At 40.9% G+C, this 26,293-nt stretch carries 16 protein-coding genes; 8 read left to right on the forward strand and 8 right to left on the reverse strand.

Going from position 1 to position 26,293, the window contains the following annotated elements; all coding sequences use genetic code 11:
- Positions 1–49: 49 nt before the first annotated feature.
- From ACN9MR_RS06195 to ACN9MR_RS06225, 7 genes are all read right to left on the reverse strand, one after another.
- On the reverse strand, positions 50–988 hold the full coding sequence (locus ACN9MR_RS06195; RefSeq protein WP_426328736.1) for a BT_3987 domain-containing protein: 939 nt from the start codon (positions 986–988) through the stop codon (positions 50–52).
- An 11-nt stretch (positions 989–999) separates the two neighbouring features.
- On the reverse strand, positions 1,000–2,370 hold the full coding sequence (locus ACN9MR_RS06200; RefSeq protein WP_426328737.1) for a RagB/SusD family nutrient uptake outer membrane protein: 1,371 nt from the start codon (positions 2,368–2,370) through the stop codon (positions 1,000–1,002).
- Positions 2,371–2,381: 11 nt separating this feature from the next.
- Positions 2,382–5,921: a SusC/RagA family TonB-linked outer membrane protein gene (locus tag ACN9MR_RS06205; RefSeq protein ID WP_426328738.1), complete on the reverse strand. Its 3,540-nt coding sequence runs from the start codon at positions 5,919–5,921 to the stop codon at positions 2,382–2,384.
- 221 nt (positions 5,922–6,142) lie between these two features.
- On the reverse strand, positions 6,143–7,279 hold the full coding sequence (locus ACN9MR_RS06210; protein ID WP_426328739.1) for a FecR family protein: 1,137 nt from the start codon (positions 7,277–7,279) through the stop codon (positions 6,143–6,145).
- A gap of 112 nt (positions 7,280–7,391) precedes the next feature.
- The gene (locus ACN9MR_RS06215) at positions 7,392–7,982 is read right to left on the reverse strand and encodes an RNA polymerase sigma-70 factor (protein WP_426328740.1); all 591 of its coding nucleotides are present in this window, start codon (positions 7,980–7,982) and stop codon (positions 7,392–7,394) included.
- A gap of 449 nt (positions 7,983–8,431) precedes the next feature.
- Positions 8,432–9,223: an SDR family oxidoreductase gene (locus tag ACN9MR_RS06220; RefSeq protein ID WP_426328741.1), complete on the reverse strand. Its 792-nt coding sequence runs from the start codon at positions 9,221–9,223 to the stop codon at positions 8,432–8,434.
- Positions 9,224–9,320: 97 nt separating this feature from the next.
- The gene (locus ACN9MR_RS06225; RefSeq protein ID WP_426328742.1) at positions 9,321–9,998 is read right to left on the reverse strand and encodes a TetR/AcrR family transcriptional regulator; all 678 of its coding nucleotides are present in this window, start codon (positions 9,996–9,998) and stop codon (positions 9,321–9,323) included.
- A gap of 263 nt (positions 9,999–10,261) precedes the next feature.
- Here ACN9MR_RS06225 and ACN9MR_RS06230 point away from each other — a divergent pair, with 263 nt between their 5' ends.
- The 5 genes from ACN9MR_RS06230 (at position 10,262) to ACN9MR_RS06250 (ending at position 23,063) form a co-directional block, all read left to right on the forward strand.
- Positions 10,262–14,398, forward strand: a complete 4,137-nt coding sequence (locus ACN9MR_RS06230) for a hybrid sensor histidine kinase/response regulator transcription factor (protein WP_426328743.1) — start codon at positions 10,262–10,264, stop codon at positions 14,396–14,398.
- Between the two features lie 124 nt (positions 14,399–14,522).
- Entirely contained in the window at positions 14,523–17,372 is a 2,850-nt protein-coding gene (locus ACN9MR_RS06235) for a glycoside hydrolase family 31 protein (protein ID WP_426328744.1), read from the forward strand.
- A gap of 56 nt (positions 17,373–17,428) precedes the next feature.
- Entirely contained in the window at positions 17,429–20,530 is a 3,102-nt protein-coding gene (locus ACN9MR_RS06240) for a SusC/RagA family TonB-linked outer membrane protein (protein WP_426328745.1), read from the forward strand.
- A gap of 18 nt (positions 20,531–20,548) precedes the next feature.
- Positions 20,549–22,141: a RagB/SusD family nutrient uptake outer membrane protein gene (locus ACN9MR_RS06245; protein WP_426328746.1), complete on the forward strand. Its 1,593-nt coding sequence runs from the start codon at positions 20,549–20,551 to the stop codon at positions 22,139–22,141.
- Between the two features lie 28 nt (positions 22,142–22,169).
- Complete coding sequence (locus ACN9MR_RS06250; protein ID WP_426328747.1) at positions 22,170–23,063, forward strand: hypothetical protein; 894 nt, start codon at positions 22,170–22,172, stop codon at positions 23,061–23,063.
- A gap of 85 nt (positions 23,064–23,148) precedes the next feature.
- Here the strand turns inward: ACN9MR_RS06250 and ACN9MR_RS06255 are convergent, their stop codons facing one another.
- Positions 23,149–23,910 carry an immunity 22 family protein gene (locus ACN9MR_RS06255; RefSeq protein WP_426328748.1) on the reverse strand — a complete coding sequence of 254 codons (762 nt, stop codon included), beginning with the start codon at positions 23,908–23,910 and terminating at the stop codon, positions 23,149–23,151.
- A gap of 90 nt (positions 23,911–24,000) precedes the next feature.
- On the opposite strand from ACN9MR_RS06255, the gene ACN9MR_RS06260 reads away from it, so the two are divergent.
- The 3 genes from ACN9MR_RS06260 to ACN9MR_RS06270 all read left to right on the forward strand — a co-directional run bounded on the left by ACN9MR_RS06260 (position 24,001) and on the right by ACN9MR_RS06270 (position 26,165).
- The gene (locus tag ACN9MR_RS06260; protein WP_426328749.1) at positions 24,001–24,513 is read left to right on the forward strand and encodes a hypothetical protein; all 513 of its coding nucleotides are present in this window, start codon (positions 24,001–24,003) and stop codon (positions 24,511–24,513) included.
- A 47-nt stretch (positions 24,514–24,560) separates the two neighbouring features.
- Positions 24,561–25,247, forward strand: coding sequence for a hypothetical protein (locus ACN9MR_RS06265; protein ID WP_426328750.1), 687 nt, complete (start codon positions 24,561–24,563; stop codon positions 25,245–25,247).
- A gap of 78 nt (positions 25,248–25,325) precedes the next feature.
- Positions 25,326–26,165 (forward strand): hypothetical protein, encoded by an 840-nt coding sequence (locus tag ACN9MR_RS06270; RefSeq protein ID WP_426328751.1) that lies wholly within the window; start codon positions 25,326–25,328, stop codon positions 26,163–26,165.
- Positions 26,166–26,293 lie beyond the last annotated feature (128 nt).

Raw genomic sequence — 26,293 nt, forward strand, 5'->3', positions numbered from 1 at the left:
ATCTGTTACAACCAGTTTTTAATTGTTCCTGTACTTGGTTTTTTGCTTTTTAAGGGACGAGCACGATGCCGCTCACGAACACGACCGGTAGGTTCGAATACCTGGCAGCAGCCAATACGGTAAAGCGCAGGTATCTTGCAGTCGTTACTCCTAAATCAAGTGTCTGTTCATTATTAACAAGATTGCCAGCGAAAACGCCTTTGTTTATCCAGGTTGTGCCGTTTATGCTCGTTTCAATTTGTACAGATGTCGGATGTCCTCCCGAGGTTGGATAGGGCAATATTGTCGGATAAAAGTATCTTAGCCCGGTAAAGGTGTATTCATCGTTAAAATTGATGGTTACAAACTGTGGCATCTGTTGTGTGGTGCTACTGAGCCAATAGGTAGTTTTGTCATTGTCGTCCCTAACGTTAGCGGCTCCCACGGCTGTACTGTTCTGCGAAGAAAAGGCCGCAATTGTCCAGGTATCTCTTGGAATGAATTGTGCTTTCTGCGTTTTAAACACGTAGTATATAACCCTTGTGGTGGCCGGTCCTTCTGTTTTACCGTCTACCGACTGGATCACAACAGGCAAAACATAGGTGGTTCGTCCTTTTAACTTTGTCTGCTGGCCAATGTTGAGCTGTGCAGGCTCTGATACTGAGGAACCGGCCCTGATCACCGTGTTGGCTTTATAAAACAAATAAGAGGTGGCAGGTAGCAATACCGCATTGCCGTATTTTGTTCGGAACGCCGTGATTTTAGTGGTGTCTACCCCAAAGCTGACCTGGTGATCACTTGAAGAGGTACTGCCAGATAAAGCGGCCTTAATGTCAAAGACCATCGCCACATTATCAATGATGGGCAATGATATTTCCACAGAGTCCTTTGTTGACGGGAAATCAAAAGAAACACTGGCATCAGGCAAAGAAACTGTTGCCTCTTCTTTACTGCAGGCCGCCAAAAAAATCATTAGCGAGCAGATTATTAATATATTTAATTTACGCATGTCCTTATTTGTTATGGATTTTGTGGCATATCTGGATTAAAACTGAGCACCTGAAAAGGAATCTGCAGTGTATAGCGGTTGCTATGTGGCGGTAAAGTCACAATAGCAGTGTTCTGTGCATTATACCGCGTTATCGTTCCCATCCTGTTTTCCTTGTCGAGCCGGCGCATATCAAACCAGCGCAAGCCGTTAAATGGCATCTCATGACGCCTTTCTAAAAAGACCTGTTCAAGGACAGTGTTCTGGTCACCGGAGCTGTAATCTGTATAGTTCGAAAACCTGTTTTTACGGATATCATTCAACTGGGCCAGCGCTTCGGTCAAATCGCCACTTCGTGCAGCACATTCTGCTATGGTTAATTTCATCTCCTGTACCGAGGTGCCCGGGTTCACAAACTGAAGGGTAGGTGATACAAACAGTGGTAAATATGAGGTAGCTCCCCTGGTTGTAAATGCATAGCCATCAGCACTGTTGTATAGCTTACGGACCCGCAGATCATTACTAACAAACGAACGTAAGAAATCTAATGTCGGGGTGGTTTGTGCAAGGTAGATCCTTCCGTAAATGACATCGGGATGAACACTCAGAAAATTAGTTGCTGGAAGTGCTCCGTTGAAATTAATCATTACCGCTCTGGTACTAGAAAGGGCAAGTTCTGCATATTTGCGGGCCTCAGGGTAATTTCTCATGTAAAAGAATGTTCTGGCTAACACACTATACCCAGCTGCTTTGGATCCGCGTAATCGGTTTGCCGAGTTGTCATCTGGAAGCTCTGCCATAGCGGCGTTCACATCATCAATAATGTGCTGATAAACTTCAGCAATAGAGCTTCTGGCCGGAGCTTTTTGGCTTACATCATTTGAAGTGACAAAAGGGACGCCAGGATCCTGTTGGGCTGTAGTGGCATCGTAAGGTTTACCGTATTCATTAATAAGATAAAAATACTCTATTGCCCTGCCTAATAATGCCTCGGCTTTAAGGCCTCTTTTTTTTGCAGCTGTTCCCCCTGTGGCATTGTCGATACCAACCAGAACAGTGTTATAAAGGTTGATCCTTCCATAATGATCGCCCCAAATAGGTGGGGAGGTGTTGATGTCTGTAGTAAACTGAAGTGACCAGGTGTATATAAGCTCAGTGGGATCAATTGCCGGGGTTTTAATGGTTACAAAATCATAATTGTCACCCAAGTAGTTTAAATAATTATATGCAGATGGTGCCACTGCTCCCGAAAAGAACTTATCGTCATTTAAAAACTGATCATAATTGTCAACCGTGGACAGTAGGGTCTTTCCCTTTGGCGTAATGTCCAGGTATTTATCACATCCGGTAAATGCCAGACAGCAAGTCAGCATACAGATAAAATTTATCTTTTGATTCTTCATTTCGTTACTGTTTAAAAGTTGGTTAATAAAGCTAAAGAGAACGTAGGGGTGATATAGGACTTTTCATAACTTCCGGCCCCAAGGCTGTAGTTATACCTGTTCAGGCCTACGGTATAGAGATTTGAAGCCTGGGCTTTTATTTCCAGGTGCCTTAACCCAACCTTTTTAATGAAGTTCGACTGGTCAAAATTGTAGGAAACAATTAGATCTCCAAGGGTAATATAATCTCCATGTACCACATATTTATCAGCGTAATTATAGGCATCCCGGGCATTCTGGTTATTGAAAAAACCTGCAAGCCCCATTACATCGGTTTTCAGTTCATCTCCAGGCATTTTCCAGAAGTTTCCTGCGCCTTCCAGCGGCCTATTGGATGCTGGGTCAGGTCTGGGAACCCTTACTTTGAAGCCCCCGTAATAGTTAACGGTTGCCTGAAAATAAAAGCTGCCAACATCAACCCTGTTGGTCAGGCCAGCGAAAATGGTAGGGATAGATGATCCCGTATATTTAACTACCCCTGAAGTATCACTTTTTAATGCTATTCCTGTTGGCGTATTGCCACCAAGGGCCTGCGTATCATAAATCTTACCCCCATTTCCCGACACCAGGGGATAACCCTTGTTATCAAGACCTACATAGTTATAGGAGAACATGGCGCCAACAGGATAGTTTTTAACATACCCAAGGGCGGCAAGTGTGGAGGGTCTTGAATCTGAAGCTCTGTAGACGTCAAGCACTTTGCTTGTATTTCTGGAAACCGCAAAGGCGGTATTCCAATTTAACTTTGGGGTAGAAATCCAGTCCGCGTTCAGATTCAGTTCCAAACCCTGGTTATTGATAGTTGCCTGATTGATAAGGGTAGGGCTAACGCCTATAGTTGGATCAATTACGGCGTTCCCTAAAAGGTCAGTGCTTCTTTTGGTGTAATAATCTACCGATCCCCTTACGTTTTTGAAAATAGTATAGTCCAGTCCGATGTTGACGTTTTTGGTCTGTTCCCAACGCAGGCTGCTGTTTGCATAGGAAAGTAGTGTGAGCGCCTGGCTTGTAGGGGTAACGTAATTACTCAATACACTCCGTGCGATGACCTCTGGCAGGGATGATTTTGCAACATTACCATTGAAGCCATACGATGCCCGTAGTTTAAGGGTATTGATCCAGTCTACATTCTCCATAAAACTTTCCTTATTGATATTCCATCCGGCACCTACAGACCACAACGGTTTGTATTTATATTTCGGATTGGTTCCAAAGAGGTTGGACTGATCTATGCGCGCACTGGCTGTAAGGGTATAGGTGTTCCTGAATGAGTAGGTAAAAGTAGAATAACCCGATAAAAACCGGTCCTCGTTATATTGTTGATTGAAAAAGCTATTAAAGTAACCCTGTCCCTGTAGGGGAGCGCCCAGTTGAAAACTGCCCACAATAGCTCCAGTACTGATTGCTGAGAAATCAACTGGCTGAAGCAGTAAAGATTCATCATTGTATCCGAAATAGGATGCCGTGTTTCCTTTGTTAACCAGACTTCTTACCTCTCCACCTGCGATGATACTAAAGAAGTGGTCCCTGGCAAAGGTCCTGTTAAAATTCAATTGTGTACGTGCGGTATAACTTGTAGTTGTTGTTCCCACCTGATTGAGATAACCACCAACCGGAATATTATATTTCAGGGTTCCATCAGCGTTTTTTACCGCATAACTGTTAATGTAATCAATGGTTTCCGAAGAGCGTTCAGATGCATTATGCTTGAAATCCGAACGCGAGTTTTCATAAACCCCGCCAAAGGTCAGGTCGAAGCCGCCGCCGATATTGTAGAGGAAATCAGCTTTAAAACGGTTATTTACAATATGGGTTTTATCAGAGATTTCGTTCACGTCTACCAGAGGATAATACAAATTATCTGCCAGGCCCTGTGCCATCAGCGATCGGTTATAAAAAGGGGAGATACTTCCGCCCAGGATATAGGCCGGGTTTCCGTTTACGTCCCGGTAGTGCTCATAAGGTTCTACAGATGAGACACCGGGAACGGGTGCACTGTTCATCCGCTGCTCTTGATAGTCGGTTGTAATGTCCAGAGATAATCGTTTGGTAAATTTTAACAGGCTCCGTGCGGTGATGGAAAACCGGTTATCATCATTGTTTATGGAAGTCGCACGGTTACCGGTATAATTTGAGCTGATGTAATAAAGCGCATTCGGACTGCCTCCGGAAACATTTAGGTTATAGGCTTTTGTGAATGCGTTCCGTTGGAATAGGTCGCTATATTCTTCTAAATTATTGTATCCTGCCAGCGCTGCGAATGAATTTGCTGCTTGCGAGGGTGTAATGATATTGGCTGCAGCCTGCGCCAGAAGATAGTAAACAGGAGATCGTCGTGTGGTTCCCTCGCCGCCTCTGGCCAATCCTGCCCAAGTATTTGCATTTACACTGGAAGCAAATACAGTTCTTTTATAGTCTGCTGCAATAGCCGAAGCATCATCCGCCCACCTGTACCGGCTGTAATTTTCTTTTGGCGTAAGCGCCGTAGTTGCCCTGAATGTAAATTGCGCTTTACCTGCAAGCGGGGTTTTTCTTTCGATAACGATTACCCCGTTTGATGCCCTTACACCGTATACTGTGGCTGCTGCCGCATCTTTTAGGATCGTTACCGACTTAATTTCGTTGGGATCTATAAGGTCAAGGGTTAGCTCTGTCGGGTAACCGTCTACAACGATGAGTGGCGTCTGATTTGCCGACATGGTGGAAATACCACGGATATTGAACAGCGGTCTGCTCGAAGCGTTGCCCCCGGGAACAGTGCTATTGAATTGCACGCTATTGTTAATCATCAGCCCTGGCAATTTATTGACCAACCCGTCAAGGAAGTTTGTACTGATCCTGGACTCATACATCTTACTGCTCAATTGCGACACCGCACCGGTGCTCTGTTCAGGTTTGATACGCTGGTATCCTGTATTTACTGTTACGGCCACTTCGTCTAAACTGCTACTGCTCATGTTTAAGGCGATTGTTCCCATGTCTTTTGCTGCGCGGACCTCTTTGTTTTTATAGCCGATAAAGCTGAAGATAATTGTGGCGTTATCATCTACATTGGGTAAAATAAAAAAGCCATTTGGGGCAGTTCTGATGCCCTGTCCACTGCCCTTTATAATAACCGTTGCCCCTGAAAGTGGCTTGCCTGAAGCAGAATCAATTACCTTTCCTGTAATGGTAATGGGAACGATAGATACTGGCATGCCGGTTCTAAGCGGAGGTTTCGTCCTGGGGGTAACGACAACTGATTTGTCCCCTATGCTGAAGTCTAGCGGCTGGTTAGCAAAAATTTCTTTAAGAACAATGTTCAGTTCAACGTTCTGAACATCAATTGTTACCGGTTTTGCGCTTTTAAGCAAAGAGGTGGTATACAGAAAATCATAGCCCGTTTGCGTACTGATCTTGTTAAAGACCTGGCCGAGTGTGATGTTTTTTTCTTTGAGTGTAACCTTTTGAGCAAGGGTAGTGGCGCTGACCTGTAAAATAATTGCTGTCAGAAGAAGTGCAGTTAACTTCATAATCATTAGCATTTTTTTTATACAGCCTTTCGGTTGCACAAAAAATTTAGGGTAAAGTTTGTACATTTGTTTAGGATGGGTTTATGCGTTTCACCGCTGAATTTTCAGTTAGTTCCGGTATTCCGCGTTCCTTAAATAGTTTGTTTGATTATTTGGAGATCCATGTATTGGTCATTCCGGCTCGACCCCGGAATGGCTTTTTGGGATACTAGGCTGGAGAATTATTTCATCACGCTAACCCTCCTTCCTTTGATTTCGAAATGAACAGCCCCTGTTTGTTCAAGCATTTTCAGTGCCTGACTGATATTTTTATAGCGTGAGATTTTTCCGTTGAACCCCTCTTGAGATATTGATCCCTGAAAGGAAACTTCGATACCATACCACCTGGAGAGCTTACGCATAATGCTTTCAATATTTTCATCATTAAAACGGAAGTAACCGTTTTTCCATGCAATAGCCTCTTCAGTGTCGGCCCGGCCGATAGATATACCTTTACTGCTCAATTCAGCTTCTTCACCAGGTTTAATGGTTTTGGTCTGATTTGCGCCGCTTATACGCACCGAACCTTCAATTAACGTGGTCCGGATATTGTTTTCATCCGCATAGGCGTTAATATTAAAATGTGTTCCCAGCACTTCTACTAACTGGCCAGCCGAAACAACGCGGAATGGCTTGGCTGCATTATGGGCCACCTCAAAATAAACCTCACCGGTAATTTCCACCCTCCGCTCCAAACCACTAAAGCTGGTTGGATATTTGATACTTGAGCCGGCGTTCAGCCACGCGTTTGTCCCGTCAGATAATGTTAAATGATATTGACCACCTAAAGGGGTACTGACCACATTGTAGTTGACAAGCGATGGGGATAATTGCCCGGACGGGGTCTTTTGATAAGAAAGGTTCCCGTCGGAAGTTTTTATTACCCTGACGTCGGGAAGTTGTGCAAGATTTCCATTTTTGGCACCTGAAAGAACGATTTTTTTTCCATCTGCCAGGGTCAGAATAGCGTTATTTCCACCCGGTGCAATGTCGTTGGTAACGATTTCAGAAACCCGGGCTGAACGTTCTTTTGTAATAAAATAGAAACCACCTACCCCAAGAAGAATTGCAATTGAAGCCGCAGCTGCAAAACGTGGCCACCGGAAACTTCGCCGGGGATTTATATTCCCCTTTTGGGTAATGGACTGGTATAACCGGTGCTCCATTTCCGCTCTGGATTCTTCCGTTTGCAGTTCCAGCGAGTTTTCTAAACTGTTATACCACTGATCGAACTCTGACTGTTCAGCTTTTGATATACTGCCGTTCCGCCACTTTTCTGCAAGAAAATAGATTCTCTCTGTTGGATTTTGGTATTGCATATTGGCCTGTTTTCATATAAAGCCAAATAGAACTGAGCTAACCCTACCTTTTTTTAAGAAATAATTAAATTAATGTAAATAATTTACTGAATGCGCCTATTGTCGTGGGAGATTACTTTTTTAATGTAGGTAAAATTAACAGAACGCAAACAAATAGTGGCCCGAAACGCGACTTTAATATTTTCAGTGCATGGGTAATATGTTTTTCGACTGCTTTTTCCGAGATGTTCAGGTTTTCGGCTATTTTTTTATTGGTAAAATCAGTTTCTCTACTCATCCGAAAGATCAACTGGCACTTAGGAGGCAGCGAACTTATGGTGTTTTCCAACTGTCGCTGCAGGGTCTCAAGATCAAAAGCCACCTGAACAGGCTCTGCATATTTTGGATTTTCCTGCGCAAAGGCAGTGTTGCGCAGTTGTTCCCTTGATCTTTTTGCCAACCGGTTAATCACCTCAAACTTGACAGCCACAGCAAAATAATTTTCAAAACCCACTTTTAATTTAAACTGCTCCCTGCGCTTCCAAAGATTAAGAAATATTTCCTGAACAGCTTCTTCGGCTTCATCTGTATCTCCTAAGCGTTTTCCCGCAAAAACCAGTAACCTTTCCCAATACCTTTGATAAATTACTTTAAACGCACCCTCGTCGCCAGTCTGTAATAAGGCTGCAAGCTCCATATCGGTTTGAGTGGTATAGGTGGTCATGTTAGGTTAACAAATATAATGATTTAAATTTACAGTATAGCCCTTGTGGCCTGGCATGCCGCTCCAATCCTGTCTTCAAAGTTGACCGCCGGGTTAAGGCTTAAACATCACCCAATGTTTATGGGTAATTCCCATCTGTTATAGGATAAGAGTAGGGGTTAGGGTTAAATGGCTTTTGATTGGCTGTGGGTAGTAGTCTACTGTTTGTGAAGCTTATCTTGATCGGGATATTTTGGGGTAAAGGTCTGGTTTTAGGGCGAGGGTAGGGCATGCTTTGTATATTCTACACCTTACCTAGCCGGCCATGTATTCCTGAAGGTTTTTAGTTCAGCTGGATGCGGAATTATATTAATCTCTTAATAAAACTTGGCGACAAATAAATTCGTGAAATAAAAAGCCTATAAACCCCTCGACTACGGTGTGGAGGTTTATAGGTCTGCGCTGTAAAATTAAACTACTGGCTTGGCACCACCATCAATGGCATAATTCTGTCCGGTAATGTATGATGCTCCGGGCGAGACCAAAAAAGCCACCAGGCTGGCCACCTCTTCTTTTTCTCCCATTCTATCCAATGGAATTCCACCAATCTGGGCAATAAGCTGTTTTGTGATGACGTCAACACTGGTACCTGATTTTTCAGCCAGGTCCTGTAAAAAACTTTCCATAGCACCTGTATGTATTACGCCAGGCGAAACAGTTACTACCCGTACCCCTTTTGCGGCTACTTCAGCAGACAATGCTTTACTATAATTATTAAGTGCGGCTTTAGCGGCGGCATAAGGCATGGTGGTTTGCCAAAGTGGTAAAACCGCTACACCCGAAGAGATATGAATAATTACGCCGCTGTTTTGTTCCAGCATCTTAGGAAGAAAGGCCCTGTCGAACCTGATCGCTGTAAAAAGATTTATTTCCAGGGCATTATTCCAATCCTGATCACTTAATACGCTAAAACCTCCTGCCGGCGCTTGATTTGCACCAGCATTATTGATCAGGATATCAACCTTGCCAAACTTCGAGGTAATCTCCTCTACTACATTGGCTATGCTTTCTGGTAAAGCCAGATCAGCTGCAATGAAATAGTGTTCAGAATTTAAGTCCGTTGGCAGATTTCTGGCCGTTACGATCACTTTTGCCCCATTGCCCGACAACCTGTCGGCGATGGCTTTACCAATTCCTTTGGTTCCTCCGGTTACCAGGGCAATTTTACCCTGCAATTCCTGGTTTTGATTTTCGTTACTCATGTTTTTTTATTTTATAATTTTGAATTGATTGTTTCAGAATAGCAGCAGCCTTTTTAGTATTCTGAAGTAATTGTTTCAGAATACGAAAAAAAAAAGATTATTTCGTGATTTGTTTAATAAAATATTGGGCCATTTTTTTGATTTTAAGAGGGTCTCTATGAATCAGATAAGACTCGTACCAGCCCGTCCATACACTGATGAAGAAATCGGCAAGCAATTCCGGACTTTCATCATTGGATATATCTCCCTCAGCCATTGCTTTGGCTATGGTACGGCTTATAAATCGGTAATTATTATCGTTATCGTTTTTAATTAAATTTTTGATTCTGGGATCATCCGTTGCGCCTTCAAAGACGGTTTTGATCGCAAAACATCCATTTTTTTCAATGATAACGATCTTGACGGAATCCTCTATGTATTTTGTGAGTATAGATAGCGCCTTACCTTTACTCTTTTCGCGCTGAATCAGATCTTTTTCTCTAACTTCTGTATAAAGCTCAATACACTTAACAAATAATTCTTTCTTATCGCCAATGGTGTTGTACAAGCTACTGCTGTTGATCTTCATCGCATCAGTCAAATCGCGAAGTGAGGTGCCATTATAGCCCTTTTCCCAAAAAACCTCCATTGCTTTTTGGATGGCCTCCTTCTCATTAAACTCAACATTTCTTGCCATAGCTATTTTATCAGGACCAAAATTATTACTAATCTGAAACAGTTGTTTCAGATTAGTGTCATTATCGAGGTTTAAAAAAAAAAATCCGAAAAAACTCATTTAGCTTACATTATCTTTTTCATAATCCCGATTACCATTTAAATCTGATTTTAAACAGCAATTGCGGAATGGCAAGTAGCTAAAGAAGGGCAGTTTAGTTGAGATTTGTCTAGTGTAAAGGGAGTCGTTAAAAAGTAGAAGGCTGTTCTTCGTCAACAATTACAGAAACATCTTTGTTTATAATTCATTTTCTATCTTGCAATATTAAACCGTTATTCGGACTTAAAGAATAACATGCGCGAATTTTATAAAATGATTCTTTAATGTTTATAAGGAAAACCATAATTGCATTAATCTTCCTACTGATTTCGTTTGCGGGTTTAGCTCAGCAAGACCAGATTCAGTTTTCTTGTATAAATATTTCCGACGGGCTCTCGCATAATCAGATAAATACAATTCTTAAAGATAGTAAGGGTTTTATATGGATTGGTACCCTTTCCGGATTAAATCGTTTTGATGGTCAGAAGATTAAGGTTTTTAAACACGATCCGAGAGATCATAAATCAATAAGTGATGACTTTATTGTCAATATCTTTGAACTCCCTGACAATAAGCTATATATAGAGACCCAGAACGGTGCAAACATCTATGATGCGGAAACCCAGGTTTTTATTAGGGATGCGAATCCTTATCTGAAGAAGGAGTTCAACATCTCTGCCAAAAAGATCCGAGATGTAGTAAAAGACAATATTGGAGGTTTTTGGTTCAATGCCGATGAAGAAGGTGTCTTTAAATATGATATGCTGAGCAAAAAAAGTATTCATCTAAAACTGAATACCGGGAATGCCGCATCACTAGCTGGTTCTCCGGTTTCAGCATTACAAAAAGGACCCAATGGAGATATTTGGGTTATTCATACGGATAAGACCATTGAATTACTCAATAATTCCACAGGTAAAGTTCGTAAGCGTATCACCGCATTCAAACGTAAGGATTCTTTAGCTTTTCAAAACTTTAAACTGTTTGTTGATAATGCGTCTGATCTATGGATATATACCCTGAATAGCCAGAGAGGAATAGATTTTTATGAAACCAAAACCGGGAAAACCAGATTTATAGATAAGGCACCAAATGGCCTGAATAATAACCTGATCAGCGGTATCATTCAGGATGATAAAGGATTGATCTGGATAGGAACCGATCATGGCGGTGTTAACCTGCTGGATAAAAGAAATTTTAGCGTAAGGTATCTGGTTAATAAAGAGGACGACGTTAAAAGTATTGGGCAGAATGCTATTGTAACTTTGTACAAAGACCATTCGGGCATAATATGGGTAGGAACTTTTAAAAAGGGCGTTAGCTTTTATCACGAAAAGATCCTCAAGTTCCCACTCTATAAACACCAGAATGCAAATCCCCATGGGCTGACTTATGATGATGTAAACCGTTTTGTAGAAGACGGACTGGGTAACATCTGGATTGGTACGAATGGAGGTGGACTATTTTATTTTAATAGAAAAACAGGTCAGTTTAAAAGGTATGTGCATGAACCTGGAAATCCAAATAGTTTGAGTAACGACATTATTGTAAGTCTGTTTATAGATCGCGATAAAAAGCTATGGGTAGGGACTTATTTTGGCGGGTTAAATTGCTTTGATGGCACAAAGTTTATTCATTATAAACACAATAGCCAGGATGTAAACAGCCTTACTGATGACCGGGTGTGGGATATTCTTGAAGACAGAAAGGGGAGACTATGGATTGCTACTTTAGGCGGTGGACTGGATAAATTCGATAGAAACAAAGGCATTTTTATTCACAAAAAGGCAGGAGAAAAGAATGGTATAATTTCAAATTTGCTTTGCTGCTTAATAGAGGATAGAAAAGGTAGTATTTGGATAGGCAGTTCGGAAGGAGTTGATGAAATGAAACCAGATGGCCGATTCGTTCATTACAAAAATAAACCGGGTGATAAAAAATCGCTGATCAATAATGTTGTTTATGGCATAATGGAGGATAGCTATGGTTTTATATGGATATCCACACGTGATGGGTTAAGTCGGTTAAATCCTGAAACTGCAGCATTCCAGAATTTCGACAGTAAGGATGAGCTCAGTGAAATGACCACTTTAAAAGTGGTTGAAGATAATGACAAAAATCTTTGGGTAAGCACTGCAAATGGTTTGTTCGAGGTTATTGTCAAAAGGATAAATAAGGACAGATTTTCTTATACTTTCCGGAAGTACGATGAACATGACGGCTTGCAGGGCAATGCATTTAATGCCAATGCAGGGTTTAAAACCAAATCGGGTGAACTCTTGTTTGGAGGAGCAAACGGCTTTAATCTTTTTAAGCCTGCCGACATCAGGAATGACATTACCAAGCCTGTTATAGTTTTTACTGATCTGCAGATTTCTAACAGAAGCATTGGCATTGATGACCAGGTAAATGGAAGGGACATATTAAAGAAGTCTATCATTTTTACAAAAGATTTAAAGCTGAACCATAGCGAGAATGGGTTTGCTCTGGAGTTTGCAGCATTGAATTTCTTTAATCCTCAAAAAATAAAATACCGGTATAAGCTGGAAGGATTTGATCAGCACTGGCAGGAACTTCAGGGAAACAACCGATTGGCAACCTATACCAATATTGATCCGGGTGAATATACTTTTAAAGTGGTTTCTACTGATGCTTCGGGAAATTGGGTAAACAATGAGACCAGCCTTAATATTACCATTATGCCTCCATTTTGGAGAACAACGCTGGCCTATATCATTTACGCATTGCTAATTGGTGGTACGCTGTTTTTCATCAGGCTTCGTGGCATTCAACGGATAAAGAAGGAGTTTTTAATAGAACAGGAACGACAACAAGCCAAACGAATGCATGAACTGGATCTGCTTAAGATAAAATTTCTTACCAATGTAAGTCACGAATTCAGAACGCCCTTGTCGCTGATCATTACGCCGCTTGAGAAACTGATTAAACAAGCTCAGGATTCGGAGAGACCGCAACTTCAGATGATTCAGCGGAACGGACGCCGCCTGCTGAATCTGGTAAACCAATTGCTGGATTTTAGAAGAATGGAGGTGCATGAATTAAAACTGCACCCTAAACCAGGAGATATCATTTCTTTTATTCAGGAGCTGTCATTTTCCTTTAGCGATATAGCCGACAGAAAGAACATCAGTTTTAGTTTTCAGACCGATAGAAAGAGCCTGATTACCTTTTTTGATCATGATAAAATTGAAAGGATACTGTTTAACCTGCTTTCAAATGCATTCAAATTTACACCACAGGGTGGTAAAGTGAAAGTAAGTTTGCTCACCACCATTAATGAACAAAAACAAACCCAGTTAATTCTTAAAGTTTCTGATACGGGTATTGGTATTCCTGAGGATAACAAGGCAAAGATATTCGAAAGGTTTTTTCAAAATGATGTTCCAGATTCAATTGTTAACCAAGGGAGTGGTATAGGTTTGTCAATTACCAAGGAATTTGTGAGGCTGCATGGTGGGCATATTACGGTTGACAGCATTGTGAATAAGGGAACTGAGTTTACAGTTTGCCTTGTTTTTCCTGAAGCAGATACTGAAACGTCTGTTCCGGCACCTAAGCTAGATCTGGTCATTACTGCCAAGGTAGAAGAAAATGAGATAAGTGATCCTAAGTTTGTATGGAAAAGTAAAAAGCCGACGCTAATCCTGGTAGAAGATAATGAGGATTTTAGGTTTTATTTAAAAGACAATTTAAAAGAATACTACCAGATAGCCGAGGCTGCCAATGGTAAAGAAGGTTGGCAAAAAATACTTTCTATACACCCTGATTTGATTGTTAGTGATGTGAGTATGCCTGAAATGAACGGTATTGATCTTTGTCGGAAAATTAAAGCGGATAAGCGTACGGCCCATTTGCCTGTGATATTACTTACCGCGCTAACTACTGAAGACGAACAATTGATGGGCCTTGAAACCGGTGCAAATGATTACATGACCAAACCTTTTAACTTTGAGATTCTTTTATCGAAAATAAGGAACTTACTGCAGCAACAGGCACTTTCAAAAAAGATCTACCAAAAGCAGGTAGAGTTTAAACCACTGGAAACAGAAATTGAATCTGTTGACGATAAGTTTATTAGACAGTTGTCTTTTCACATAGAAAAACATTTGTCAGACTCCGGCTATACCGTCGACCAGTTAAGTGCAGACATGAATATGAGCAGGGTAGGTTTATATAAAAAAGTACTTCCGTTAACAGGTAAATCACCTGTAGAATACATACGCTCTTACAGGTTGCTAAAATCCAAACCTTTGTTGCTGAAATCGCAGATGACCATTGCCGAGGTAGCCTATGAAGTCGGCTTTAGTAACCCTAAACATTTCAGTAAATATTTTAAGCAGGAATTCAATATGCTACCATCAGCATATGCCTTAACAAAACCCGGTCAAGAGCCTGTTTAATACTCCTTTTGGCCGATTTGTTAACATATGAATACCTAATTGTTATCATTTGAGTGCCCTCGCTTTTTTTGCGTGCATATACCTTTAGAAATAAATCAACCAGGTATAAACTGTATTTATTTCTATGCAAAAAATTAGGGTGGGCACCGTAATATTTATAGGTAGTATTCTACTTTATATAAATGTAAACGGGCAGGTAAAAAATGATGTGCAAACAACTTCAGGAATAGAAATTCCTATTCAACATTCTGCCTCAGGAATTAAAAAAATAAAACTTCAACCGGTATCAGATCAGATCATTCATGTAACTGCAATTGCGACAGAGAAGTTTCCTGACGACAAAAGTTTAATGGCTGTTAAGCTTTCAGATGCCGCTGTTAAATTTACAACAACCAACACACCCGACCAGGTGACCTTAAGTACTTCATCGTTAAAAGTGGAAGTATCTACAAAAACCGGTTTAATTACTTATCGTGATGCCAACGGTAAAGTATTACTGGCCCAAACAAAAACCGAAGGACTTTCACTTATCCCTAAAGTATTTAATGGAGAGCCGTCCTATCAGGTTTCTCAGCTATTCGATGCACAGGAAAATGAAGCATATTACGGTTTGGGACAGCACCAGCAGGGACTGGTAAATTATAACGGACGCAGGGTAGATCTTGTGCAGTACAATACAGAAATAGGCGTTCCCTTTTTTGTTTCTAATAAAGGTTATGGGCTGCTTTGGGATAATTATTCAATTACCCGCGCCGGCGACATAAGAGATTACCAGCCTTTAACCGCATTGAAATTATTTTCTAAAGAAGGAGATGAAGGATGGCTGACTGCTACTTATACCTCAAAAAATGAACCCGGAAATGTATTGCTCAAGCAACCTGTTTCTGAGCTATCTATAAACTGGTTAACAGACCAGCATAAATTTCCTTCAAGCATAAAAATGCAGGATGCCGTGGTGCATTATGAAGGAGCCGTGGGAAGCGAACTTGAAGGGCTGTACCAGCTCCAGCTAAAATATGCAGGCTATATTAAAGTTTGGTTTGATGAGAAGCTTGTTGCCGATTTTTGGCGTCAGGCGTGGAATTCGGGATCGGCAATACTGGATCTGGAATTAAAAAAAGGTAAGAAAACCAAAATTAAGATTGAATGGATACCGGATGGCGGAGAATCTTATCTGGGACTAACCTGTTTGCCTCCTTTGCCTGAATCGTTAAAGAACACTTTTGCGCTTAGCTCCGAGTCTGGTACCGCTGTTAATTACTATTTTATTCAGGGTGAAAATGCCGATCAGGTAATTAGCGGCTACCGCACAATAACGGGAAAAGCCGTGTTGATGCCTAAATGGGCAATGGGTTTTTGGCAAAGCAGGGAACGCTATAAAACGCAGGATGAAATTTTATCAACTGTAAAAGAGTTCCGTGATCGTAAAATCCCGCTTGATAATATTGTACTGGATTGGTCATATTGGAAGCAACCGGAATGGGGTAGTCAGCAATTTGATCCTGCACGTTTTGCTGATCCTGATGAGATGATCAAATCGCTTCACAAACAACACGTAAATCTGATGATTTCTGTTTGGCCTAAGTTTAATAAGGGTTTCGATATCTATGACAAGTTTAACAAAGAAAATTTCCTTTATAAAAGAAATATTGTTGATGGGCGTGTAGATTGGATAGGTAAGGGGTATTCAAATACATTCTACGATGCTTTTAATCCGAAAGCAAGAACGGCATTTTGGGAATTGATGAATAAAAGGTTGTATAGTAAAGGTATAGATGCCTGGTGGATGGATGCTACAGAACCTGATATGCATTCGAATTTACCGGTGGAGATTAGAAAAGACCTCATGAATCCAACGTATGAGGGGTCATCGACAACTTATTTTAACGCATTTCCATTGGTTAATGCCAAGGGCGTTTACGAAGGGCAGCGTAAAGTTAACAACGAAAACAGGGTCTTTATTTTAACACGTTCTGCTTATGCGGGCTTGCAAAGATATGCTGCTGCGGCCTGGAGCGGGGATATCGCCTCAAGGTGGGAGGACATGAAAACCCAGATCGGTGCAGGTGTAAATTTTTCTCTTTCGGGCATGCCTTACTGGACTATGGATATTGGTGGTTTTTCAGTTGAAAAGCGTTATGAAAATCCAAGCAAAGAAGACCTGGAAGAATGGAGAGAACTAAATACCCGTTGGTACCAGTTTGGAGCTTTTGTTCCCTTGTTTAGGGTACACGGACAGTTTCCTTTCAGGGAAATCTATAACATCGCGCCAGAGGGACACCCCGCATATAAAAGTATGCTGTATTATAATAAGTTGCGATATAGACTGATGCCTTATATTTATTCAATTGCCGGCAATACCTATCATCATGATTATACCATGATGCGCGGTTTAATGATGGACTTTCCAGAGGATCTTAAAGCTTCTAATTTGTCGGATGCTTTCCTTTTTGGCCCTTCTCTATTAATTAATCCTGTTTATAAATATAAAGACAGGAATAGGGAAGTGTACCTGCCATCGGGACAAGGCTGGTATGATTTATATACAGGTAGGTATATTAAAGGCGGCCAGACCATTAAAGCTGATGCACCATATGAAAAGATGCCTGTGTATGTGAAGGAAGGATCTATTATCCCTACAGGACCGGAATTACAATACACTTCAGAAAAAACTGCGGATCCGATAACACTATTTGTGTACACCGGTAAAAATGCTTCATTCTCCCTTTATGAGGACGAGGGTACCAATTACAATTATGAGAAAGGTGCTTTCGCTACAATAGATTTCAATTACGACGAAAAAACCCGAACACTTTCTGTGGGTAACCGCCAAGGGAGTTTCAATGGGATGCCGCAGAGTAGAACCTTTAAGATCGTAGTAATTACCCCCAAATCAGCCAAGGCATTAGAATTTAACCAAAAGGCAAACTACAGTCTTACCTACAGCGGTAAGGCAACTACAATCAAGCTCTAACCAGAATTAAACCAATATAAAATGAATCAATTATTTATTAAATTTTTAGGAACAGCATGAAAAAGAATTCTATAATTAAAGGAGAACATATTTTTCTGTTGATGTTTCTTTCACTGCTTGTTTTCAGCGAATCTTTATTTGCACAGCAGCGTCAGATCAGCGGAAAAGTGACTTCAGCGGATGGGCTCCCTATACCGGGTGCAGTAGTGAAAGTTAAAGGAAAAACCGGTGGAACCGGAACGAGTAGTGAAGGTGTGTATACCATTAATGCCCAGACCGGAGATATACTCCAGGTTAGCTCTGTTGGTTTTGTATCGAAAGAAGTACCGGTTGGACAAAGTGCTACGGTTAACATCAGTTTAGCTGAAGATAAACAGCAACTCGACGAAGTGGTGGTGGTGGGCTACGGTGTTCAGCAAAAGAAACTGGTAACCGGTGCCACAGTTCAGGTTAAAGGAGAAACGCTGCAAAGGCAAAGTACTACTAATGCATTACAAGGCTTACAGGGACAAACTCCTGGTGTTCAAATCACATCTACTTCCGGTCAGCCCGGCGAAAACATCAAGGTAACCATAAGGGGTTTAGGTACCATTGGCAATGCATCTCCGCTATATGTTGTGGATGGTGTGCTTACAGGTGATATTACTTATTTAAACTCATCGGATATCGAATCGATTGATGTTCTAAAAGATGCTGCATCTGCGGCAATTTATGGTTCTCAGGCGGCTAATGGTGTGGTGTTGGTTACTACACGGCAAGGTAAACGCGGGCAGAAAGGGCAGATTACTTTAGATGCTTACGCAGGCGTACAAAATGTTGCAAAAAAATTAGCGTTGCTTGATGCTTCGCAATACGCAGCTATCATGAGCGAAGCCGCTGTAAACGGTGGCAAGCAGCCACTGTTTACTAATGATCAGATAAAAGCTTTTGGCAAAGGTACAAACTGGATGGATGAAATGTTTGTAGACAATGCACTCACACAAAATTATGCACTTGGCGCATCAGGCGCATCTGACGCTTCAGTTTATTCATTAGGTTTATCTTATACCGGGCAGGAGGGTATTGTAGGAGGTAAAGGTTTGTCTAATTACCAGCGCTACAGCTTTAAAATCAATTCTGAACATAACTTTTACAAAGATATCATCAAAATTGGTCAGCACCTTACCTATACAGATATTAAAAATAACGGTATACTTGTTGGTAATCAGTACAATAACACGTTACGTGGAGCATTTAGTGCCAGCCCATTTTTGAAGATGTATGATGAGAATGGAAGCTTCTTCGATAACAGCAAATCTACATGGAATAATGCTGAGGCAAACCCTTATGCATTGATGGTATCTAACAGCCAGAACAGAAATAATACCCAGCGCATACTTGGTGATATTTATATGGTAATTGAACCGATTAAAAATCTGAAATTCAGAACCAGTTTAGGTATGGATTATAGTGCAGGCGAAAGTCGTTCTTATACCCCTGTTTACAGCCTGTCGGTTTACAGTTATAATCTTGTTAACAAAGCCAGCCAGTCAATGAACAAAGGTAAATCTCTGATCTGGGATAATTTGCTGAGTTATAAATTTACCTTAAATAATGACCATACTTTTGAAGCTATGGTGGGTAGTTCTGCATATCGTGCAGATGGCTCTAATATTTTTGGAACCAATACCAATCTGATTGCTGATGGTTTTGATTATGCCTGGCTAAGTAACGCAACAGGTAAAACCGTAGCAGGTATCACCATCGGAGGTGGACCTAACGATCCGGATCGCAGATTATCTTATTTTGGCAGGTTAAATTATAACTACAAAGGAAAATACCTGTTGAATGCCACTTTCAGAGCAGATGGTTCTTCACGTTTTGGCCCGGCAAACCGCTGGGGGTATTTTCCTTCTGTTTCCGCAGGCTGGGTAGCAACAAACGAGAATTTTATGCAGAGACAAAAGGATTGGTTAGACTTTCTTAAGGTTCGTGCCAGCTGGGGGCAGGTTGGAAGTCAGAATATAGCTGCTTTTCAATATCTGGCACCAATTAAGCTAAATAATACAAACTATATTTTTGGTCCTGATGAGGGTGTGCTTACTCCTGGTGGCTACCAAAGCAGAATTAGTAACCCTGCAGTGAAATGGGAGACTTCAGAACAGACTAATATCGGATTTGATGCTAATTTTTTAAAGGGAAAATTTGCTTTGAACTTTGACTGGTATAATAAGACTACCAAAGATTGGTTAATAGCTGTGCCGATCCTTGCTACTGCAGGGGCCGAACCTCCTTTTATTAATGGTGGTAATGTGAAAAATACAGGTATAGAACTGGCACTTGCTTATAAAAACAAGGTAGGTGAATTTAATTATTCTGTTGGAGTTAATGGCGCTTATAATAAAAACAAAGTTGAAAATATTCCTACTTCCGATGAAATTATTCATGGAGGTGAGAATGAACTGTTCAACAATGCGCTTGAGTTCTATCGGGCTCAAACCGGATTCCCAATTGGCTATTTCTGGGGGTTAAAAACAGCGGGTATCTTTCAGAATGAAGCCGAGGTTCAAAATTACAGATCTGCCAATGGTAAGGTAATACAACCAACCGCTGCTCCTGGAGACGTTAAGTATGTAGATATTAATGGAGATGGTATGATAGACAATCTGGATAGAGGCATGATTGGTAATCCGAATCCGAATTATACATTTGGTATTACGCTTTCGGGTGATTACAAAGGCTTCGATTTTTCTGTTGTAGCTTCTGGAGTTGCCGGAAATGATATTGTTCAATCCTACAGAAATCCGTCTAGTCAGTTTGGTAATTATACCACCCGGATACTCGATAGATGGCATGGAGAAGGTTCATCGAACACCATTCCGCGCGTAACTGAAGACAACCGGAATTGGAGTAATTTCTCTGATCTGTATATTCAAAAAGGTGATTTCTTAAGGATCAGTAACATCACCGTTGGTTATGATCTTGGCAAGGTATTTAAAAAGAGCTACCTGAAACAGGTAAGGCTATATGCGGCTGCATTAAACGTTTACACCTTTACAAAATACGATGGAATGGATCCGGAGATAGGCTATGGTACCCAAGGATTTGCGTCGGGTATAGACTTAGGTTATTATCCAAGACCGAGAACATTCATGATAGGAGCCAATCTTAAGTTTTAACTACAAGATCATAAAAATATGAAAGCTATAAAAATATATGCTGTTGCACTAAGCCTTTTATCCTTAAGCGCCTGCAAAAAAAGTTTTCTGGATACTGAGCAAGTAACAGCAGTAACAGATCAAAATTTTTATAAAACACCAAAGGATGCATTTACTGCCCTGGTTGGTTGTTACGATGGACTACAGGTTGTGTGGTCTGAGGGGATTGCTTTGCCGGTTGCAGCCGAAGTAATGTCTGACAATACTTTTGGTGCAACCGGAAATTCTGATGGTTTTGGTTACCAGATGATTGATGAATTTGATAAGTCACGTTCGCCATCAGATCAAAATTTATACAATCGAAACTGGGTTTTGTATTATAGAGCGCTGTTTCGCTGCAACGTGCTTTTAGGTAAGCTGGATCAAATAGAATGGGGTAAAGATACCCAGCTGAGAAAAACATACGAATCTGAGGCCCGCTTTCTGCGTGCTTACCTGCTGTTTGATATGGTTAGACTTTGGGGTAACATTCCATTGTTAACGGCTCCATCTACCGAGAATTTGCCACAGAGTAATCCGGATGAAGTTTATAAGGTAATTGCTAACGATCTTAAATTCGCTGCAGCAAATTTACCGGAAGTTGCTTACCCGGCTCAGGCTGCTGCCAATCATGGCAGAGTTACTAAGTATGCTGCAGAATCACTAATTGGCCGTGTGTTCTTGTATTACACTGGTTATTATGCAAAGGCAGATTTAGTTGGGCTTATATCTAAGTCAGAAACCCTTGCATATCTTGAAGATGTAATTACAAAAGGTGGATATGGTTTAATTGAGAATTTTGCCGATCTATGGCCTGCTGCATCACTAACATCTTACGCAGGTGAGGATAATAAGGAAACCATTTTTGCAATAAAATATACTTATACAAGTGATTATGAGGGGAATACCGATGGGAATCACTGGATGATAATGACCGGTATCCGTGAGCAGGCACTTTACCCATATGGAAACGGATGGGGCGCTGAAACAGTAAACCCTAAACTATGGAATGCATATCTGCCAACTGATACGAGAAGAGTAGGCTCTATCATTTCTATTGTCGACGAAAAACTGCCCTTCACCAATCAAAAAGGACAAAGAGAATATACCGGTTACTACGTAAAAAAATATAGCCCGATGATCGGTTTAGACGGTAAGCCACTGCCAGAGGCGCATGGCAATACCAACTTCCAGATTGGCCAGTTCCAGGATTATGTATCTATCCGTTATGCTGATGTATTATTGATGGCAGCAGAGCTGGGAAGTGGAAATGCCCAAACCTATTTTGATGCTGTTAGGCGGCGTGCGTATAAGGATGCATTTACACCGCTGGCAATAAGCCAGGCTAACATCATTAACGAGCGCAGACTGGAATTTGCTTTTGAAGGAATACGATATTATGATTTACTGCGTCAGGGAGTTGATAAAGCGGCTCAGGAAATTGCCGAAACCTCAACGGTATTAAATGGTGGTGTAAGTGCAGAGAAAAAAATATCTGCCGCAAATATCATTGCTACAAGAGGTTTACAGCAAATACCATATACCCAAATCGGTCTTTCGAACGGAACCTTAAAACAAAATGCAGGCTGGTAACAGATCATCTATTTTAATCATTAAAGAAATGAAACCATATATAAAAATACTTGCAGTGCTGATGATGCCTTTGCTGTTCAGTGCGTGCAAAAAAAATGAGCACAGTCTTGATAGGGCGCTCGATAAATCAGAAATCAAATATACTGTAACCCAGGATTTACAGGCCGATGCTGGTGGAAATACTGTAATTCTTAAAAATGCTACCCCCGGAACTATATCCATGTGGGATTATGGAACAGGAACCTCCAGGAGGATGATAGATACGGTTAAATTTGCCTTTAAAGGAGATTATGTGATTAAATTTTCTGTACTCAGTGGTGGATTAGAAGTGAAGATGGACTCTATAGTGGTAAAAGTTACACAAGATAATCTGAACTACGTGAACGACCCGCTTTGGATAGCACTTACTGGCGGTGTGGGTAAGGAGAAAGAATGGGTATTGGATACGGAAGGTACTTATTTTGCAGGGCCTTTTGCATTTTACGGAGTAAATATTGGTTGGCTTAAAGAAGGTGGTCCATGGGGTTCCAATAGCACAGGATGCTACGGTGCTGATTGCTGGAATTGGGGCCCGGGACTTACCGATATCTATCCAAATATGATGGCCAAAGGTGATTATGGAGTAATGACGTTTGGACTAAAAGGAACAGCTACTTTTAAAGCCGTTAAACCTATGGAAAATGGAATTATACAAAATGGAACTTTCTTTTTAAACGTGAATTCGAAAATGTTAGCCATTAATTCGGGTTCAATCCTTAGAGGATATAAACCTGCAAAGAATGGAATTACAGGAATAAGTAACTGGACAAACTATAAGATCTTATCTCTTGATGAAAATACACTTCAACTTGGTGTGATTAGAGATAAGGATGTTGATGGCGAAGGACAAGCAATGCTCTCTTTCAATTTTATAGCAAAGTAATCTGCTTTATTGCTTAGGCTTCATCTTTATCAGGTGAAGCCTGAGCTTTTTATGTTATGCGTGCCATATCAATGAAATAACTCTATCACGCATCAAAGTCTGCAATAAAATCCATGCCCAGCTTTTTGCTGATCTCCCCAATGTTGATTCTGAGACTTTTGTTCAGCGATAGGGCAAGAACAGCGTTCGCCATTGGGGAAATTTCCATACTGTCTACTTTCAGGATCATACGCTCAGCGAGATCTAGATCCCGTAACCCGAGAATGATGGTTTCGTCGATCCTCTTCTTTTCTTTGCTGAAGAAGAACTTCAGGTCGCTGATTTCCTTGCTTTTCAGTCCAGTACTTTTGATAATTTCGGCTTTCGAGAGCTGCGCATCTCCGGTCCACAAGTAATGGCTAATTCCGGTGTTCGAGCCGATTGGCAATTCTGAATCATCCAACTTGCCCAGATATTTTAATAGGGTAGGATGCGACGGCTTTTTAGGTTTTAAGCTATTGTCGTCATAAGCAATTACGGCATTATAGTTTTCGAGCTTATTTTTCTTCAATAGTTTCCCAAGTTGCGCTGCATCCACTAAAATATCTTTCGCAATAACATCAATATCCACCTTGCGATCATAATAGGTACATATCATCATATCCTCATCATAAATATCCATTCCCGTGTCCTTACAGAACTGGCACCTTAAATTTGGCGAGGGTTCGGCATCTTCTTCAGGGTTTCCGGTTGGAGGTTCATGATCATATTTCGCCCAGGCCTTTAGGTATATATTTTGGTCAAGATAGGTTTCGAGTAATGCTCTGGATGCGATATATCCGGCCCATAAGTGTATGCTTTTCATCATTATAAAGTTATCAGCTAAAATTAAGAATAATAAATCACGTTGTTGTGATATTTTATGAGATTTGCTAACTTGGCTTTAATTTTAACCGTTATGGCGAGTCTAATAAATATAATCATTCGTTTGGAAACTTTTTTCGATGAGTTTAATAGTCTGATTAACAAATCGGCAATGCATGTTTACATCAAAACAAGAGCTGGACAACGCGTTACTTTAAAGAAAGTCAACAGGAGGGAAGATTTTTTGTTAAAGGCAGGTGAACGCTATTACTCGGCCTATATCACTTCGGTGGAATTTCTTAAGGAGAGGGACGGCGATATATTTGATGAGGAGTTTTGCGTTCATGCCATCGAATTGCGTGGCGGAAGGTCTACACCAGATGAACTTGAAAATCTGAGCTTAAGGGTGATCTCAAAAACACCGGATAAGAACATTAAGAGTTTCGTGAACAAATTACAGCAGCATCTTAAAAAAAGCGGCAACTATGGGGTAGGTGTAGGGGATGGGTGGCTATATAGCAGGACATTTTACAATCGGTCAGAAATTGCAGGCAAGACATTATGGTTCGATTTTGATAGGAAATTCCGACCGTTACAGATTGATTAGAATGAATGCCGTTTATAACAATGCGATAGCAGTACCTAGATAAGCATATGTTTTTAACAACTGAGCAGTTAGACCCCAATAGGAAAAATATAACCGAGGCAATAGATCAAAACCTGCGGTCCATTTTGCCCGTAGGTTACATCAGGTTTTTGCAGACCTACGGAACAGGCACCTATTGTGACGAAATTTACGTGCACTATCCCGATAGCGAAAATATTCCGGCAACATTCAGGGATCATACCGATTTGTGGGAGCTGAACGCTACGTTTACTGCAGAAGATTTACTCCAATCTGTTCAGTTGGCTAGCACAACCAATGGGGATATCATTGCTGTAACGGCAGACAGGCCGGGTAAAATATTTATACTCCCAAGGCATGCTCAGAATGTTATTTCCATTGAAAATTTTCAGCAAACATTAGATTTTTTTGTTCCCTGGAATGCCGAAAAATATTACGACCCGAACTACGATCAGGATAAGGAACATCTGAGCCTGGTAAAATCTACTGGTGGATTGATTGATATATCGGTTATCCATAGTTTGTTTTTACGAAATTTCTCCTTTGACTTTGTGGTAAATGAAACGACTCAGCCGAAATACTTTTTCAAAAGTTTTGGAGGCTGGGCTGCTTTTGACCTGATTTATAAGAATGCCATTCAGGTGAAATTCCAAAAGGCACATGCCGGTGGCGTTAAGCCCCTTTTAAATTTTTTAAAGGAATTAATTGGACGATAAGGCGCAACACGGAACCTTTCATTAAAATAGGTGATGCACAGTTGATTAGAACGATATACAGATTAATATAACTCATATATGGAACATGAAAAATTGATCAAGGCATTCAGCAAACAGATCCGTGCCTTAAAAACGGAGGCATTGACTGAAGATAATCTAGAAGTTTATTATCAGATGATAATCGATCAGATTCGTCAAGATATCAAGGATGGCTATCGGGATACGATTGCCCGAAACCTAACATTAGGAATAGGAATCCATGCCGGCCAATATCCAAAATATCTGATTTTAAACGGGGAAGAGGAGGGATGGAAATATATTACCAGGTTTCTGCTGTGGCAGCAACATGTGCTGAATAAGCTATTCAGCTACAAGGAGGTGGCTTCGCGGTCTGTCGGAGGAATCATCGGTCTATCTCTACTTTGGGAAATGACCGATCTTGCCCAGCTTTCTCGGGAATATTTTCAGTTGCTCTTTGAGGCGGATAAGTCTAAATATGCAAAACAGGAGACCCATCACTTGTTTATGGCAATCTTGTACGACCTGCATTGGTCAGGAGTGATAAATCAGGAACTCTACTCGATTTTGCCTGAAGAAAATATATACAGGAGGTTTTTGGATAATTGGAACTCGGAAAATATGGTGTTGTTAGCAACTTGTCTCAGCGAACTCTGCGATTTCCATATTTATAGTGCACTGGATCTGAAAAACAAGTTCTCGGAGATTTTATCGCTGGATTATATTCCTTGCGAGATCCGTTTGATAGAGATGATCAGGGCAAAACAGAGGCTTTTTACCATTGATTTTAAGCACCCGCTCATGGAGACGCCGTTGGCAAAAATTCCCGTCAAAAAAATTGAATGGGACTTGGAGCGGGATGAAATCTTCCAATATCTGCTTAAAGCGGCTACGGTATAAATGATAAGTAATTTCGCCGTTGATTTCACATCGGCTTTCAGCGAACTGAATTCTAAATAGACAGCAAAAAGTACTATGTATTTTGGATGATTAGGTAGAATCAGAAGACCAAAAATTCATTTGTGTTC

This window comes from Pedobacter sp. R-06 (assembly GCF_049913135.1).
GTDB lineage: Bacteria > Bacteroidota > Bacteroidia > Sphingobacteriales > Sphingobacteriaceae > Pedobacter.